Annotated in this window: 13 protein-coding genes; all 13 read right to left on the reverse strand. The window is 59.6% G+C overall.

All coding sequences use genetic code 11. The features are described from left to right. Positions 1-142 precede the first annotated feature (142 nt). The 13 genes from ACMHYW_RS09480 to msbA all read right to left on the reverse strand — a co-directional run bounded on the left by ACMHYW_RS09480 (position 143) and on the right by msbA (position 13,393). A complete protein-coding gene (locus ACMHYW_RS09480; protein ID WP_414499723.1) occupies positions 143-1,531 on the reverse strand; it encodes a TRAM domain-containing protein in 1,389 nt (462 codons plus the stop codon). 102 nt (positions 1,532-1,633) lie between these two features. Next, positions 1,634-2,392, reverse strand: a complete 759-nt coding sequence (locus tag ACMHYW_RS09485) for a pyridoxine 5'-phosphate synthase (protein WP_027705166.1) — start codon at positions 2,390-2,392, stop codon at positions 1,634-1,636. Positions 2,393-2,424: 32 nt separating this feature from the next. After that, entirely contained in the window at positions 2,425-3,144 is a 720-nt protein-coding gene (gene recO, locus ACMHYW_RS09490; RefSeq protein ID WP_414499724.1) for a DNA repair protein RecO, read from the reverse strand. A 75-nt stretch (positions 3,145-3,219) separates the two neighbouring features. Beyond that, positions 3,220-4,176, reverse strand: a complete 957-nt coding sequence (era, locus tag ACMHYW_RS09495; protein WP_414499725.1) for a GTPase Era — start codon at positions 4,174-4,176, stop codon at positions 3,220-3,222. A gap of 7 nt (positions 4,177-4,183) precedes the next feature. Then, positions 4,184-4,870 carry a ribonuclease III gene (gene rnc, locus ACMHYW_RS09500; RefSeq protein WP_027705163.1) on the reverse strand — a complete coding sequence of 229 codons (687 nt, stop codon included), beginning with the start codon at positions 4,868-4,870 and terminating at the stop codon, positions 4,184-4,186. 205 nt (positions 4,871-5,075) lie between these two features. Further along, positions 5,076-5,861 (reverse strand): signal peptidase I, encoded by a 786-nt coding sequence (gene lepB, locus ACMHYW_RS09505; RefSeq protein ID WP_414499726.1) that lies wholly within the window; start codon positions 5,859-5,861, stop codon positions 5,076-5,078. 49 nt (positions 5,862-5,910) lie between these two features. After that, the gene (gene lepA, locus ACMHYW_RS09510; RefSeq protein ID WP_414499727.1) at positions 5,911-7,728 is read right to left on the reverse strand and encodes a translation elongation factor 4; all 1,818 of its coding nucleotides are present in this window, start codon (positions 7,726-7,728) and stop codon (positions 5,911-5,913) included. 238 nt (positions 7,729-7,966) lie between these two features. After that, complete coding sequence (gene murB / locus ACMHYW_RS09515) at positions 7,967-8,974, reverse strand: UDP-N-acetylmuramate dehydrogenase (protein WP_414499728.1); 1,008 nt, start codon at positions 8,972-8,974, stop codon at positions 7,967-7,969. After that, positions 8,971-9,465 carry a low molecular weight protein-tyrosine-phosphatase gene (locus ACMHYW_RS09520; protein WP_414499729.1) on the reverse strand — a complete coding sequence of 165 codons (495 nt, stop codon included), beginning with the start codon at positions 9,463-9,465 and terminating at the stop codon, positions 8,971-8,973. Before ACMHYW_RS09520 ends, murB begins: the two co-directional genes overlap by 4 nt. A gap of 36 nt (positions 9,466-9,501) precedes the next feature. Then, positions 9,502-10,284 (reverse strand): 3-deoxy-manno-octulosonate cytidylyltransferase, encoded by a 783-nt coding sequence (gene kdsB / locus ACMHYW_RS09525; protein WP_414501492.1) that lies wholly within the window; start codon positions 10,282-10,284, stop codon positions 9,502-9,504. Between the two features lie 11 nt (positions 10,285-10,295). Beyond that, positions 10,296-10,541 (reverse strand): Trm112 family protein, encoded by a 246-nt coding sequence (locus ACMHYW_RS09530; protein ID WP_051523800.1) that lies wholly within the window; start codon positions 10,539-10,541, stop codon positions 10,296-10,298. Positions 10,542-10,598: 57 nt separating this feature from the next. Beyond that, the gene (lpxK, locus tag ACMHYW_RS09535; RefSeq protein WP_414499730.1) at positions 10,599-11,618 is read right to left on the reverse strand and encodes a tetraacyldisaccharide 4'-kinase; all 1,020 of its coding nucleotides are present in this window, start codon (positions 11,616-11,618) and stop codon (positions 10,599-10,601) included. Continuing rightward, complete coding sequence (gene msbA / locus ACMHYW_RS09540; protein WP_414499731.1) at positions 11,615-13,393, reverse strand: lipid A export permease/ATP-binding protein MsbA; 1,779 nt, start codon at positions 13,391-13,393, stop codon at positions 11,615-11,617. Before msbA ends, lpxK begins: the two co-directional genes overlap by 4 nt. Positions 13,394-13,410: the final 17 nt, after the last annotated feature.

Here is a 13,410-nt window from a genome sequence, read left to right on the forward strand (position 1 = left end):
ACTTGTCCAGAAGCGGCGCTGCCGACGTGAGAAACGACCGCAACGCGACATCCTTAATCAGGTTTTCGCGGGGGCTTCTGTACCCCGCTGTTTCATGCCTGGCGTCGAGCGCAAAAGCCCGGCAACCATACTCAACGGTAGCTTACCGACGCTCGAAAACGGCCAGCGTTTCCAGATGTGCCGTCTGCGGGAACATGTCTACGACAGCGGCATGCGTCAGTCGATAGCCACCCTTGGCCAGCTGCGCGGCATCGCGCGCCAGCGTTGCCGGATTACACGACACATACGCAATAGATGAGACAGGCCGTTTGGCCAGCTGTTCGCACACAGCACGAGCCCCGTCACGCGGAGGATCAAGCACCACAGCGTGATAGTCACCCTGCACCGGAACGCGCGTCAGGTCAGCGGCCGCCGCAGTGACGCCGTCCAGACCGTTACGCTGAGCATTGTCGAGCAGCCGCTCAACCATGACCTGCTGGCCTTCCAACGCATGGACCTTAGCGCCCATGGCCGCCAGTCCCAATGAGAAGTTGCCCACTCCCGCGAACAGATCCAACACGACCGTACCGGCACGCGGTGCCAACCATTCAAGCGTCGTGCTGACCAGCTGACGGTTCACGTCACGGTTGACTTGGAAGAAGTCGCCCGGCTGGAATCCTAGCGTCAGAGAACGGCCGGCCACATCCAGCTGGTAGGACAGGTCTGTGGCACCTTCCAATGCCGCCTGCTCACCCTTGCCACGCACAAACATGACATGCACATCGTGGGCGTCACCAAAGGCCGTCCACAGTGCTTCATCGTCAGGCTGATCGCGCAGCTGGCGTACCACGATGCAGCGCGCGTTGTCGGCTTCAAGCAGTTCAATGTGCCCTACCTGACGCGGCGCTTCAAGCTGCTCGATGAGGGCATGCAAAGGCTGCAATAAACGTTCCAGTGCGGGTGCGAGCACCAGGCACATGGTGATGCCACAGACGCGGTCGCTGCGATGGCGACGGTACCCCAGCAGACGATTGCCTTGGCGATCGACATTGACGCCGAGTCGAGCACGACGTCGATAACCGTAGGGGGTACTGGTCAGCGCCTGCTGTGGGTCGATGCTTAGCCCTTCGCGCTCAAAATGCTCAATCAGCACCTGTCGCTTGTGAGCCAGCTGGGCGTCGGGGGCGAGGTGCTGCAACGCACAGCCGCCGCACACCCCAAAATGGGCGCAGGCAGGTTCGACACGATCAGGAGAGGATGTGGTGCGAGCGATGACGTGCGCTTCGTCGAAGCGGCCTCGCTGGTGGTGGATACGGACATCGACCTGTTCGCCCGGCAATGCCTGGTCGACGAACACGGTCTTGCCCGATGGCGCGCGGGCAATGCCACGGCCATCGTGCCCCAGCCGCTCGATAGTGAGCGACAGGACAGAATCATCGTGCTGCACTGAATCGGCAGCGACACCCGATGGTGCGGACACCACCGGGGTTTGAGGTGCGCGAATGGCGCGCGGTTTCACCTTGCGCGGCGGACGCCGCTGACCAAGACCCATGCTATGAACTCCACGTGATACCAGTTAAATGTGGCACGCATTTGTCCGAGTACAGCAGCCTTCCGACTCGCGTCTCAATGGCTTACCGTGTCCTCGGTGCGATCATTCGTGCTCGCTGTGATCGCATTCGCAGCCGTGACCGAACAGAGCGGCGTCCATCAGGCCGGCGTTCTGCGCGTCAACGATGGTTTTCTTCAGGCTGCTGGTAGCATCTGCGATGCCGAAGTGCAGCGCACGGGACAGCAAAGATGCACCGACAACAGCAGCACTGACGCCACCGATGGCAGCAGCGGCTTCGGCACTGCGACTTGCCAGACCGCCATGAACGTGAACCGTCAGTTCGCGTTCGCAAGCGAAGTCGATTGCATTGGCCAGTGCTTCGTAGGCCAGTTCGCGTTCGTCGCCTTCGGCATAAGCAAACGGACGGCTGTCGATCAGGACACCGTCAGCACCCGAGCGATAAGCCTGCTCGATAGTCGACATGGTCGGCGACACAGCGATGAACAGCTCGTTGACGCGCGCTTTCAGGCGTTCGCCTGCCTGCGGACTGTCCAGTGCGCACAGTGGCAAACACAGACGTTCGATGCGACCGTGCGGCAGGTTCTGTACGCCATCAGCGGCGTTGATACGCAGCTCAAGACGGTTGCCCAGCATCGGGGTCAGCATTGCCAGCGCTTCGGCCGCATGGCCGCGCGTGGAGTGCGTGATACTGATGAAGTCGGCGCCGTTATCGAGCGCGTCGATGCAGGTACCGACCAGCGCACGGCGCCAGGACAGTGTCGCTTCACCCGCACCGGTACGACCGAGCGGCAGGATCGGGTCGATATCAATACCCAGTTGAATGCGCAGCGGTGTAGTCATTCCGATTCTCCTTGAAAAGAAGCATGAAATAGTCAGTCAGCGGCAGCCTTGCTCTGCTGCCGTTGAGTGTACAACTGTTGCATCAGCATACGGGAGCGCAAGGGTGTCTCACCCAGTAACGGCGATAATGCCGCTCGGGTCAACCACTTGGCGACACTGGCCAGCCCTGCCGCCTCCCAGTCACCGTGCGCCAGCAGATTGAGTGTTCTTCCCTCACACCCCTTCTGCCCTTCCGCCACGGCACGAAAACGACGAGCGTGAGACAGATAGACATAGTGGCAGTGGGGATCGAGCGGCTGCTCAGTTTCGGTCAGAAAGACCGGTTCGGCATCCAGCTCGGTCAGCAGAGTGATCTCGAAGCGTCTTAGCGCCGCCGCACGTTCGGCGGGACGCGTCAGCGCGGGCAAGAGACCACCATAATGGACAAAGATGCGTTCGACGGGAAGCTCTCGCGGCAGGCAGCGCACCATAATTTCATGGGCATACAGTGCGCAGATCACGCCTTCACCGGCCAGCAGGGTCGGCGAGCCTGAGGCTTCGATCATATTGAGCGTCTTCAGCTCTCGCCGCCCCGACCATGTCACCTGTAACGGCATAAAAGGCTGCAAGATGCCCCGCGCACGGCCGCGTGGCCGCTGTACGCCCCGAGCCACGGCGCGCACAAGGCCATGATCAAGCGTCAGCAGATCCACCAGCGCACTGGTTTCGCGATAGGGACGCCGATGCAGCAAATAGGCAGGTTGCGGTTGCATGTCCGAAGCCTCTGACGGGCAGCCTGCCAAGATAGAACTATCCCTGCAGGCTGCCCGTCTTCACGCCAGAAGGGATCAGTCGAGATCGTAGCCCAAGCTTTTCAGCGCGCGCTCGTCGTCCGACCAGCCACGCTTGACCTTAACCCACAGACGCAGCATGACCTTACTATCGAACAGGCGCTCCATATCGATGCGCGCTTCCTGACCGATACGCTTCAGGCGACTGCCCTGCTCGCCGATCAGAATCTTCTTCTGACCTTCACGTTCGACCAGCAACAGTGCGTCAATGTGCACGACCGGATCACCGGTACGCGTCGAGACCTTTTCTTGGAAGCGTTCAATTTCAACGGTCAGGCGGTAAGGCAGTTCATCGCCCAACTGGCGCATGACTTTCTCTCGAACCAGTTCGGACGCCATAAAACGCTGGCTGCGGTCGGTGATCTGATCTTCGGGGAAGTAGTACGGCCCCTCCGGAAGGAAACTCGCAATCTGACGTTCGAGCGCTTCGACCCCGGTGCCCAGACGGGCAGAGATCGGCAGGATCGCAGCGAAATCACGCTTCTTGGCCAGTTCTTCCAATGCCGGTAGCAGAGACGCCTTGTCTTCTACCCAGTCGACCTTGTTAACGGCCAGAATGACAGGCGCCTTCACATGCTCAAGGCGGGAAAGCACGATGTCGTCCTCTTCCGTCCAACGCATGCGGTCAACGATGAAGACGACCGCATCAACGTCACGCAGTGCCTGCGTAGCGGCCTGGTTCATGAACTGGTTGATCGCGCGATTGCGATCTTTCTTCATTACATGCATCCCAGGCGTGTCGACGTAGACCGCCTGCACGCCGCCTTCGGTCTTGACCCCCATCACCTGATGGCGCGTGGTCTGAGGACGACGCGAGGTGATCGAAATCTTCTGACCGAGGATACGGTTCATCAGCGTCGACTTGCCCACGTTCGGGCGGCCGACGATAGCGACGAAACCGCAGTGCAGTGTGTTATCCATGTTCATCGATGATGAGACATCATGGTCGTGCATGTGTGATTCAGCTCCGGATCTTTGCGTCAAGCATGGTAAGGGCCTGCTCGGCTGCGTGCTGCTCGGCGTAGCGTCGACTGCTGCCACGGCCCTTGGCCGTGAGATCCAGCGCATCGATATAGCAGGTGACCGTAAAGGTCTGATCGTGCGCATCCCCGTCTACGTTGACGACAGCATATTGGGGAAGCGACCATTGGCGCGCTTGCAGTGCTTCCTGCAAACGTGTCTTGGGGTCTTTCAGTGTGTCCTGCAGATCCAGCCCGTCCAGACGTGTCTGGTACCAGCGTAGAATGCAGGGACGAACGGCATCCATACCGCCATCAAGGTAGATCGCCCCGATTACGGCTTCCATCGCGTCTGCCAGGATCGATTCACGGCGATGACCGCCGCTCTTCATTTCACCGGCACCCAGGCGCAGATATTCGCCCAGATCGAACTCGCGCGCGACCTCGGCCAGGGTCTTGCCCTTAACCAGACGTGCACGCAGGCGCGACAGCTGCCCTTCCCGAGCACTCGGGAACTTGCGGAACAGCGCTTCACCGATGACGAAGTTGACGATGGAATCCCCGAGAAATTCGAGGCGTTCATTATTCTTGCTGCCCACACTGCGGTGTGTCAGTGCCAGCTCAAGGTGGGCAATGGTCTTGAAGGTGTATCCAAGACGCTGGCTGACTTTATCCAGAGATTGGCTCACGAGTCTTTCATCTTTGCTGAGGCATGAGCGAGGCGACGCTATCGCCTCTGTTCCTGCACATGCATGTCGTAAACAAGGCGCTGCCTGCTAGCGTTATGCACTCAGTATGGCGCATGTTGCGACGCATCACAGCCCCTATCTCTTCACTTGTGTGATGCGAGCGCCATTCCCATCGCTACCGAGCGTTCAACCGGTCGCTGTCGACTCAGTGAACGCCGCGGACAGCCGAAAAGTCAGGCAGGCCGCCGCTCCAGTGCATCCAGACGGCGAAGGTGCGCCCCACGATATTCTCTTCCGGTACGAACCCCCAGAAACGGCTGTCCTGAGAGTTGTCGCGGTTGTCGCCCATCGCGAAATAGCGGCCTTCCGGCACGACGATGTCCCACGGGCCCTGAATCTTGGTTTCAAGCTCGCCATCACGGAAACGGGCTGTCGGGTTGACGTACAGATCGTGCTCAACGCCGCCCAGCGTTTCGTGCCACAGCTGGTTGTAGGGATCATCCGGTGCCTGTGCGGCCACCAGTGTTTTGGGCACTTCCTGACCGTTGATGGTCAACGTGCGGTTCTCGTAGTGGATACGATCACCCGGCACGCCGATCACGCGCTTGATAAAGTGCTGGGACGGATCGACCGGATAGCGGAAGACGATCACATCGCCGCGCTGCGGCATGCCCACCGGCAGAATCTTGGTGTTCAACACCGGCAAACGCAGTCCATAGGCAAACTTGTTGACGGCAATGAAGTCGCCGATCTTCAGCGTCGGCAGCATTGAACCGGACGGAATCTGGAACGGTTCGACCACGAACGAACGAATCGCCACGACGACAAACAACACCGGAAACAGCGAGCGCGGCAGGTCGATATACCACGGCTGCGGTGCAGACGGGTCTTCACCGCGCGCCTTACGGCGGCGGCGCAGTACGAAACGATCCAGTCCCCAGACGATGGCCGAAAGCAGCAGGACCAGCACCAGTATCAGAGTCAAATCCATTGTATGAGATCATCCATTCGTGATCGGCGGCACTCGCCAGCGACCTCTGTCACTCGCTGGTCTTGAGTACGGCCAAGAAAGCATCCTGTGGAATCTCGACGCGTCCGACCTGCTTCATGCGCTTCTTACCTTCCTTCTGTTTCTGAAGCAGTTTCTTCTTACGCGAGACGTCGCCACCGTAACACTTCGCCGTAACGTTTTTGCGCAGCGCTTTAACGGTAGCACGTGCAACGACCTGCCCACCGATAGCTGCCTGAATCGCCACGTCGAACATCTGACGCGGAATGACTTCCTTCATCTTCTCGACGAGGATACGGCCGCGAGAATGCGCATGGTCGCGGTGAATGATGATGGCCAACGCGTCGACGCGTTCGCCGTTGATCAGCACGTCGAGGCGCACCAACTTGGCCGCTTCGAAATGTTCGAAGCTGTAGTCCAGCGAGGCGTAGCCCTTACTGATCGACTTCAGGCGGTCGAAGAAGTCCATGACCACTTCGCTCATCGGCATGTGGTAGACCAGCTGCATCTGCTGACCCAGCACCTGCATGTCGAGCTGCACACCGCGACGGTTGACGCATTCAGTGATGACGTTACCGACATATTCCTGCGGCACCAGAATAGTGGCACGCACGATCGGCTCACGCATTTCATCGACGCGCGCCATGTCGGGCAGCTTCGAAGGGTTGGAGATATATTCGATTTCGCCGCTGTTGAGCGCCAATTCATAATTCACGGTCGGCGCCGTGGTCAACAGGTCGAGGTTGTATTCACGCTCCAGACGCTCCTGAACGATCTCCATGTGGAGCGTTCCGAGGAAGCCGACGCGGAAGCCGAAGCCCAGTGCATCGGAGTTTTCCGGCACGTACTCGAGCGAGGCATCGTTGAGCGCCAGCTTCGCCAGCGCATCGCGAAAGTCTTCGTAATCATCAGAGCCAAGGGGGAACATCCCCGCATAGACCTGCGGCTGGACTTTCTGGAAGCCCGGCAGGCGCTCGACGCTCCGTGTGCTGGCATGCGTGATCGTATCGCCGACCGGCGCACCGTGGATATCTTTGATACCGGCGACGACGAAACCCACTTCGCCCGCACGCAGAATGTCGGTTTCAGTGCGTTTCGGCGTGAAGATACCGATCGCCGTAACATCCCAGTGGCGTCCGGTCGATTTCATCATGATGCGGTCGCCCTTGCGCAGCGTACCGTCGAACACGCGCACCAAAGAGACGACGCCCAGATAGTTGTCGAACCAAGAGTCGATAATCAGCGCTTGCAGATCGGCATCGCGATCGCCTTTGGGCGGAGGAATATCACGCACCAAACGCTCGAGCAGCGCTTCCATACCGAGACCGCTCTTCGCGGAAACCTGGCAGGCATCGGTCGCATCAAGGCCGATGATCTCTTCGATTTCCTGACCCACTTTAGCCGGATCGGCCTGCGGCAGATCCATCTTGTTCAGTACAGGCAGGACTTCGAGCCCTTGCTCAATGGCGGTATAGCAGTTCGCAACCGACTGGGCTTCGACACCCTGTGCGGCATCCACCACCAGCAGCGCCCCTTCACAGGCGTACAGCGAGCGCGACACCTCGTACGAGAAGTCGACGTGTCCCGGCGTGTCGATGAAGTTGAGCTGATAGGTGTTACCGTCCTGCGCCGTGTAGTTCAGCGTGACGGACTGGGCCTTGATCGTGATACCGCGCTCGCGCTCGATATCCATCGAATCAAGCACCTGCTCCTTGAGCTCACGATCGGAGAGGCCCCCACACAGCTGGATGATACGGTCAGCCAGCGTGGATTTACCGTGGTCGATGTGGGCGATGATGGAGAAGTTTCGAATGAAGTCCAGAGAAGTCGGACCTGACTCAGCCGTCATAAAGTGATTCCGTGCGTTGCAACGCATTCAAAAAACATCGCTTTCTCATCACGATAGCGCACGCTGCATGGTGGGTATCGAACGAGAAAGCCATGAGAAGATAGAGATTCACATCAAAAGGATGCTGTCGGTAAAGATTATCACGAAACGGGAGTGCAGCGCGAAACATCCACGCACTGTCATCACCTAATTCATCCGTGCTCTCGCTCGCGCTAAGGGTGCCACTGCCCCCCGCTCTTTACCCAATCCGGCGAGGTTCCGGTTCCAGTGCAATGCCGAAGCGCGCTTCGACCTGCTGCTGGATACGTTCGGCCAGCGCCATCAGTGCTGCGGCATCACCACCGCCACGATTGACCAGCACCAGCGCCTGGCGGTCGTGAACGCCCACCGCACCGTACGTGCACCCTTTGAAACCGCACTGATCGATCAGCCATGCTGCTGGCACCTTCACTTCGGCATCACTAACCGTGAAATGCGGCATTGATGCATGCTGCTCCAACAGGCGCTCAGCGTGCGTACGTGCAATCACGGGGTTCTTGAAGAAGCTTCCCGCATTGCCCAGCTCGCGCGGGTCAGGCAGTTTTTCACGCCGCACAGCGCTGACGGCCGCCGCAACCTCAGCCGGCGTGCACGGCAACGTCACGCGCGCAGCCAGATCACCGTACCCGAGCTTGGGTTCGGCCTGACGGTGCACGATCAGTTCGATCGCCGTAATCAGACAGCGACCCGCCAATGCATGCTTGAAGATACTGTCACGATAGCCGAAAGCCGCTTCATGTGCCGGAATCACGGTTTCAGTACCGTCGAAATGAAGCACATGGATAGCATCAATGACGTCAGCCAGTTCAACGCCGTAGGCACCGATGTTTTGGACCGGAGCCGCACCACAACGCCCCGGAATCAGCGCGAGGTTCTCGATCCCCCACAGTCCACGCTCAGCCGTCTCGACCACCAGCGCAGGCCAATCAACACCCGCCTCAGCGTAGACACACACGGTATCCTGCGAACCTTCGTCGTAGCGTACTTCCGTCATTGACGGCACGATCACCAGCCCCGGCACAAAAGGGGCCAAGATAACGTTGCTGCCACCGCCCAGCACGGTGATGGAGAGCGACCGCTGCTGCGCTTCGGCCAGCACGGCATTGCACTCGTCGACCGTGGTGGGAGCGGCGAACCATTCCGCTTCAGACACGAAGCCCAGCGTATTGTGCTCCGTCAGCGAGACATTGGCGCGGATCAGCGTCATGCAGTGCCCTCCAGGCGTTTGCGAATATCGTCCAGCAGCCGATCACACGCTTTGTTGACCAGCGTATAGACGCGGCGAAAACCTTCTTCCCCACCGTAGTAAGGATCAGGCACTTCACGGGTCGGTGAATGCGGGTCGAAATCAAGTAGCAGCGAAATGCGTGCTGTCGCGTTCTTGGGGACTCGGGCCTTGATGGTCTTGAGGTTGCGCATGTCCATGGCGATGACATAGTCGAAGCGGCTGTAATCGGCTCCCGACAACTTACGTGCCCGCAACCCTGACAGGTCGATCCCTTGCGTTGCGGCGTAGGCAATCGCACGTTCGTCAGGCGGGTTGCCAATGTGCCAACTGCCCGTACCGCAGGAGTCGATCAGTATCGCGTCATCCAGCCCCGCCTCCTTGACCTTGCGTCGAAAGATACCCTCCGCCGTTGGTGAGCGGCAGATGTTTCCGAGGCAGACGAAAAGGACGGCGATTTTATGCGTTTTCATAAGGCATTCCAGACGTTCAAGGCTATTCAGTAAAAGCTATTCGGCAACGGAACGAGCAGCCCAGGCCTGACGCACTCGTTCAAGATCTTCTTGGGTGTCGACCCCGGCCGGATAGGCCACAGGTGACAACCCCACGTGAATGGCATAGCCGTGGTACAGCGCGCGCAGCTGCTCAAGCTGCTCGATCATTTCCAGCGGCGACACGGACAGCGCTGCATAGTCGGTCAGGAACGAAGCGCGATAAGCGTACAGTCCAATATGCCGCAGCCACGGCACTTCCGTAGCGGGCAGCGCTCCCTGCGGACGGGTGAACACGTCTGCAGTAAAACTGTCGCGAGGCCACGCAATCGGGGCGCGCGAAAAATACAGCGCCTGTTCCTGATGGTCGCGTACCACTTTGACCACACTGGCACGCGCAAGTGTCTCGATATCGTCGATAGGCTCGGCCAGCGTCGCAATCGCGACGGCAGGACGTGCGATCAACGCTTCAGCCACCTGATTGATCAACGCAGGCGGCAGCAGTGGCTCGTCGCCTTGCACATTGACGATGCAGGTGTCCGGCGACAGCGACAGCTGAGCCACCACTTCGGCTAGGCGCGAAGTGCCATTGGGATGATCGGGCGAGGTACGGATCACCTCGGCGCCGAAACCACGGGCCGCGGCTTCCACCCGCTCATCGTCGGTCGCGATGATGACCCGCGAGGCGTTCGATGCGCTAGCCTGCTGCCAGACACGCTCGACCATCGGCGCTCCGGCGATATCGGCCAGCGGCTTACCCGGCAGACGCGACGAGTTATAGCGGGCCGGAATCACTACCATGAACTCACTGCTCACGCGTCGCGTTCCTCTTGCTCAGCGGCGGCCAGTGTTGCCGCGGGATCAACAGGTGCAGGCTTACCCAGCTTTTCTTCGACGCTCAGGTGACGGGCTTCTTCCACCAGCATCACAGGAATGCCATCGCGTACCGGATAGGCCAACCCGCTCTGTCGGCAGACCAGTTCCTGGCGTTCGCGGTCAAACGTCAGTGTGCCCTGGCATTCTGGGCAAACCAGCATTGCAAGCAGTTCCTTGTCCATCTGTGCTGTTCCTCATGGGTAAATCGGGGCCGACCAGAGAAGGTCAGCGGGAAGGGATCATCGAGGGGCCAGTTCGGCCAGACGCTGCTGCAAAAATAGCACGAAAGCGGCCGAAGGCTCAGCGTCAACGTCCAGCGCCCAGCATTGTTCCGTCGCAAAGGGCTGGCATTTAACGGCATCCTTGGCCGTCATCACGATGGGGCGTTCATCGCTAAACTGCAGGTCATCGGCCGTGAACGTGTGGTGATCGGCAAAAGGATGAGACTCGGCGACTATGCCGAGTGAGGCCAGCGTGGTAAAGAAACGCTCGGGGTGACCGATACCCGCCACCGCATGCACCCCCTGCTGGAAGCGAGCGTCATCACACGCTGCGCGCTCGCCCGTCTGGAGGTGGCGCAAACAGCGTGGTGCCAGTGTCATGGAAAAGCTGTGGGCCGACACCAGATCACCGTCCTGCTGAAGACGAACCCGCGCCTCCTCACCACCATTGACCATCACGGCGTCGATGCTATTCAAACGCGACAGCGGCTCGCGCAGCGGCCCGCAGGGCAGGCAGTGTCGATTGCCGAACCCTCGCGTGCCATCAACCACCACCAGTTCAACGTCGCGGGCTAACGCATAGTGCTGTAAGCCATCGTCGCTGATGATGAGATCACAGCCTTCAGCGACCAACAGGTCGACCGCCGCAGGACGATCAGGCGCTACGGCCACCGGCACGCCACTCTGCTGCGCTAGCATCACCGGTTCATCTCCCGCTTCGGCGGGCGAGCTGTCCGGCGTAACACGCAGCGGATAGTGTGCCGCCTTGCCGCCATAGCCACGCGAGACAATACCCGGTTGCCAACCCTGTTCGCGCAGGTAGTGCGCCAGCCATGCCACCAGCGGTGACTTGCCGGTGCCGCCCACGCTCAGGTTGCCGACCACGAGGGTCGGCACCGGCGTCTGCTGTCGATAGCGGCGCTGCTGCAGTCGACGGGTGACAATGCGACGATACAGACATTCCAGCGGGCGCAGCGCCCATAGGGCCCCACCGCCGCGCCGATACCACGCACGCTCCAGCCACCGGCTCAGACTCATACGGCAGGCGTCTCTTCAACGGACTGCTGTGCCGAGAACTGCACCTGATGAAGGGCCGCATAGGCACCGCCTTTTGCCAGCAAATCGGCATGCGTGCCCTCTTCAACGACACGCCCTTGCTCGATCACGATAATGCGATCGGCCTTTTCGATCGTGGACAGGCGGTGCGCAATGACAAACGTCGTGCGCCCTTTGCAGACCTCTTCCAGCGCTCGCTGGATGTAGCGTTCGGATTCGGTATCGAGTGCCGACGTCGCTTCGTCGAGAATCAGCAGCGGCGAGTCACGATAGATGGCACGTGCAATCGCCAGACGCTGGCGCTGCCCACCGGACAGACGTAGGCCGTTATCACCGATGGGGGTTTCATAGCCTTCTGGCAGCTGCATGATGAAGCCATCGGCATAGGCCGCCTTGGCAGCGCGGATGGCGCGTTCACGGTCAGGGGCTTCATCGCCGTAGGCTATGTTATCCAGCACTGAGCAGTTGAACAGAATGACATTCTGATTCACCAGCGAAATATGCTGACGCAGCGAATGCAACGCATAGTCGGTCAGCGGTACGCCATCCAGCAGAATCTGCCCTTCGGTGGGATCGTAGAAACGCGGCAGCATGTTGACCAGCGTACTTTTGCCGCCACCGGAATGCCCTACCAGCGCCACCATTTCACCTTGGCGAGCATGCAGGTTGATGTGATCTAGCGCAGGTGCCAGCGTGGTATCTTCCGCCTCATAGCGGAATACAACGTTGTCAAAACGCACATCGCCCTTGACGGTGTCCGGTGCGTAAGTACCGCTGTCCCGTTCCTTGTCATGGTCGATGATTTCAAAGATTTCCTGCGCCGCCGTCAGCCCTTTCTGGATATCGCCGTTAACTTCCGTCAGCGACTTGACCGGCTTGGACATCAGCGAAGCGGCCGTGATGAAACTCACGAACTCACCCGACGTCATGCCGTTCATCAGCGTCGGCGACAGCGCCAACCAGAACAGGAACGCCATTGCCAGCGCCACCAGCGTCTGAATGACCGGCGCGCTAATGGCTTTCGTCAGCGTTTGCTTCATGCTCTGCACGCGATTGTATTCACTGACGCGCGCGAACCGATCGTACTCGTGCTTCTCGGCATTGTGGGTGCGCACCACGCGATAGCCGTTCAGCACCTCGCTGGCCACGTGAGTGACTTCACCAACGGAATGCTGGATGCGCTTCGACAGCACGCGGAAACGCTTGCTGACGAAATTGACAATCAAAGCGATGAACGGCATCACGACCAAGAAGACCATCGTCAACCGCCAGTTCAGCCACAACATGCTGCCAAACAGCGCCAGTACCTGACAGCCTTCTTCCAAGATCGTCTTCAACGAATTGGTGGACGCACTGGTCACCTGTTCGACATGGTAGGTCACGCGGGATACCAGATGACCGGACGAATGACGATCGAAATAGCGCGCAGGCAGGCGCAGCATGTTGCCGAAGACCTCGGTGCGCAGCGTATTGACCAGCTTGCGCGACACGTACTCCATACCGTACGTTCCCATGAAGGAGCCGAGACCCCGAGCGGCGAAGATGACGACGACCGCTAGCGGCAGCATCAACCGCATGGATGTCTGCAGGGATTCTTTATGAATGCTGTCGACCAGCCAGCCCATCATACGGGCCAGCGCCGCATTGGACGCGCCGTAGACGACGAAGCCAATCAGCGCGGCAGCAATTCCAGTAGGATACCGGTATACGTAGGTCAGCAGACGACGGTACAGTGTCCAGTTGGAAGGTGTACTCAATGCTTTCTCCAGCGCTT

The organism is Zymobacter sp. IVIA_12111.31 C1 (genome assembly GCF_047495495.1).
In the GTDB taxonomy this organism is placed as follows: Bacteria; Pseudomonadota; Gammaproteobacteria; order Pseudomonadales; family Halomonadaceae; genus Zymobacter.

What these genes read in the sequence shown, in the direction of transcription:
- kdsB (WP_414501492.1), bottom strand. Translation starts at nt 10,284, where the DNA reads ATGGTAGTGATTCCGGCCCGCTATAACTCGTCGCGTCTGCCGGGTAAG.
- lpxK (WP_414499730.1), bottom strand. Translation starts at nt 11,618, where the DNA reads ATGAGTCTGAGCCGGTGGCTGGAGCGTGCGTGGTATCGGCGCGGCGGT.
- recO (WP_414499724.1), bottom strand. Translation starts at nt 3,144, where the DNA reads ATGCAACCGCAACCTGCCTATTTGCTGCATCGGCGTCCCTATCGCGAA.
- murB (WP_414499728.1), bottom strand. Translation starts at nt 8,974, where the DNA reads ATGACGCTGATCCGCGCCAATGTCTCGCTGACGGAGCACAATACGCTG.
- lepB (WP_414499726.1), bottom strand. Translation starts at nt 5,861, where the DNA reads ATGGATTTGACTCTGATACTGGTGCTGGTCCTGCTGCTTTCGGCCATC.
- ACMHYW_RS09520 (WP_414499729.1), bottom strand. Translation starts at nt 9,465, where the DNA reads ATGAAAACGCATAAAATCGCCGTCCTTTTCGTCTGCCTCGGAAACATC.
- ACMHYW_RS09530 (WP_051523800.1), bottom strand. Translation starts at nt 10,541, where the DNA reads ATGGACAAGGAACTGCTTGCAATGCTGGTTTGCCCAGAATGCCAGGGC.
- era (WP_414499725.1), bottom strand. Translation starts at nt 4,176, where the DNA reads ATGCACGACCATGATGTCTCATCATCGATGAACATGGATAACACACTG.
- ACMHYW_RS09480 (WP_414499723.1), bottom strand. Translation starts at nt 1,531, where the DNA reads ATGGGTCTTGGTCAGCGGCGTCCGCCGCGCAAGGTGAAACCGCGCGCC.
- lepA (WP_414499727.1), bottom strand. Translation starts at nt 7,728, where the DNA reads ATGACGGCTGAGTCAGGTCCGACTTCTCTGGACTTCATTCGAAACTTC.
- ACMHYW_RS09485 (WP_027705166.1), bottom strand. Translation starts at nt 2,392, where the DNA reads ATGACTACACCGCTGCGCATTCAACTGGGTATTGATATCGACCCGATC.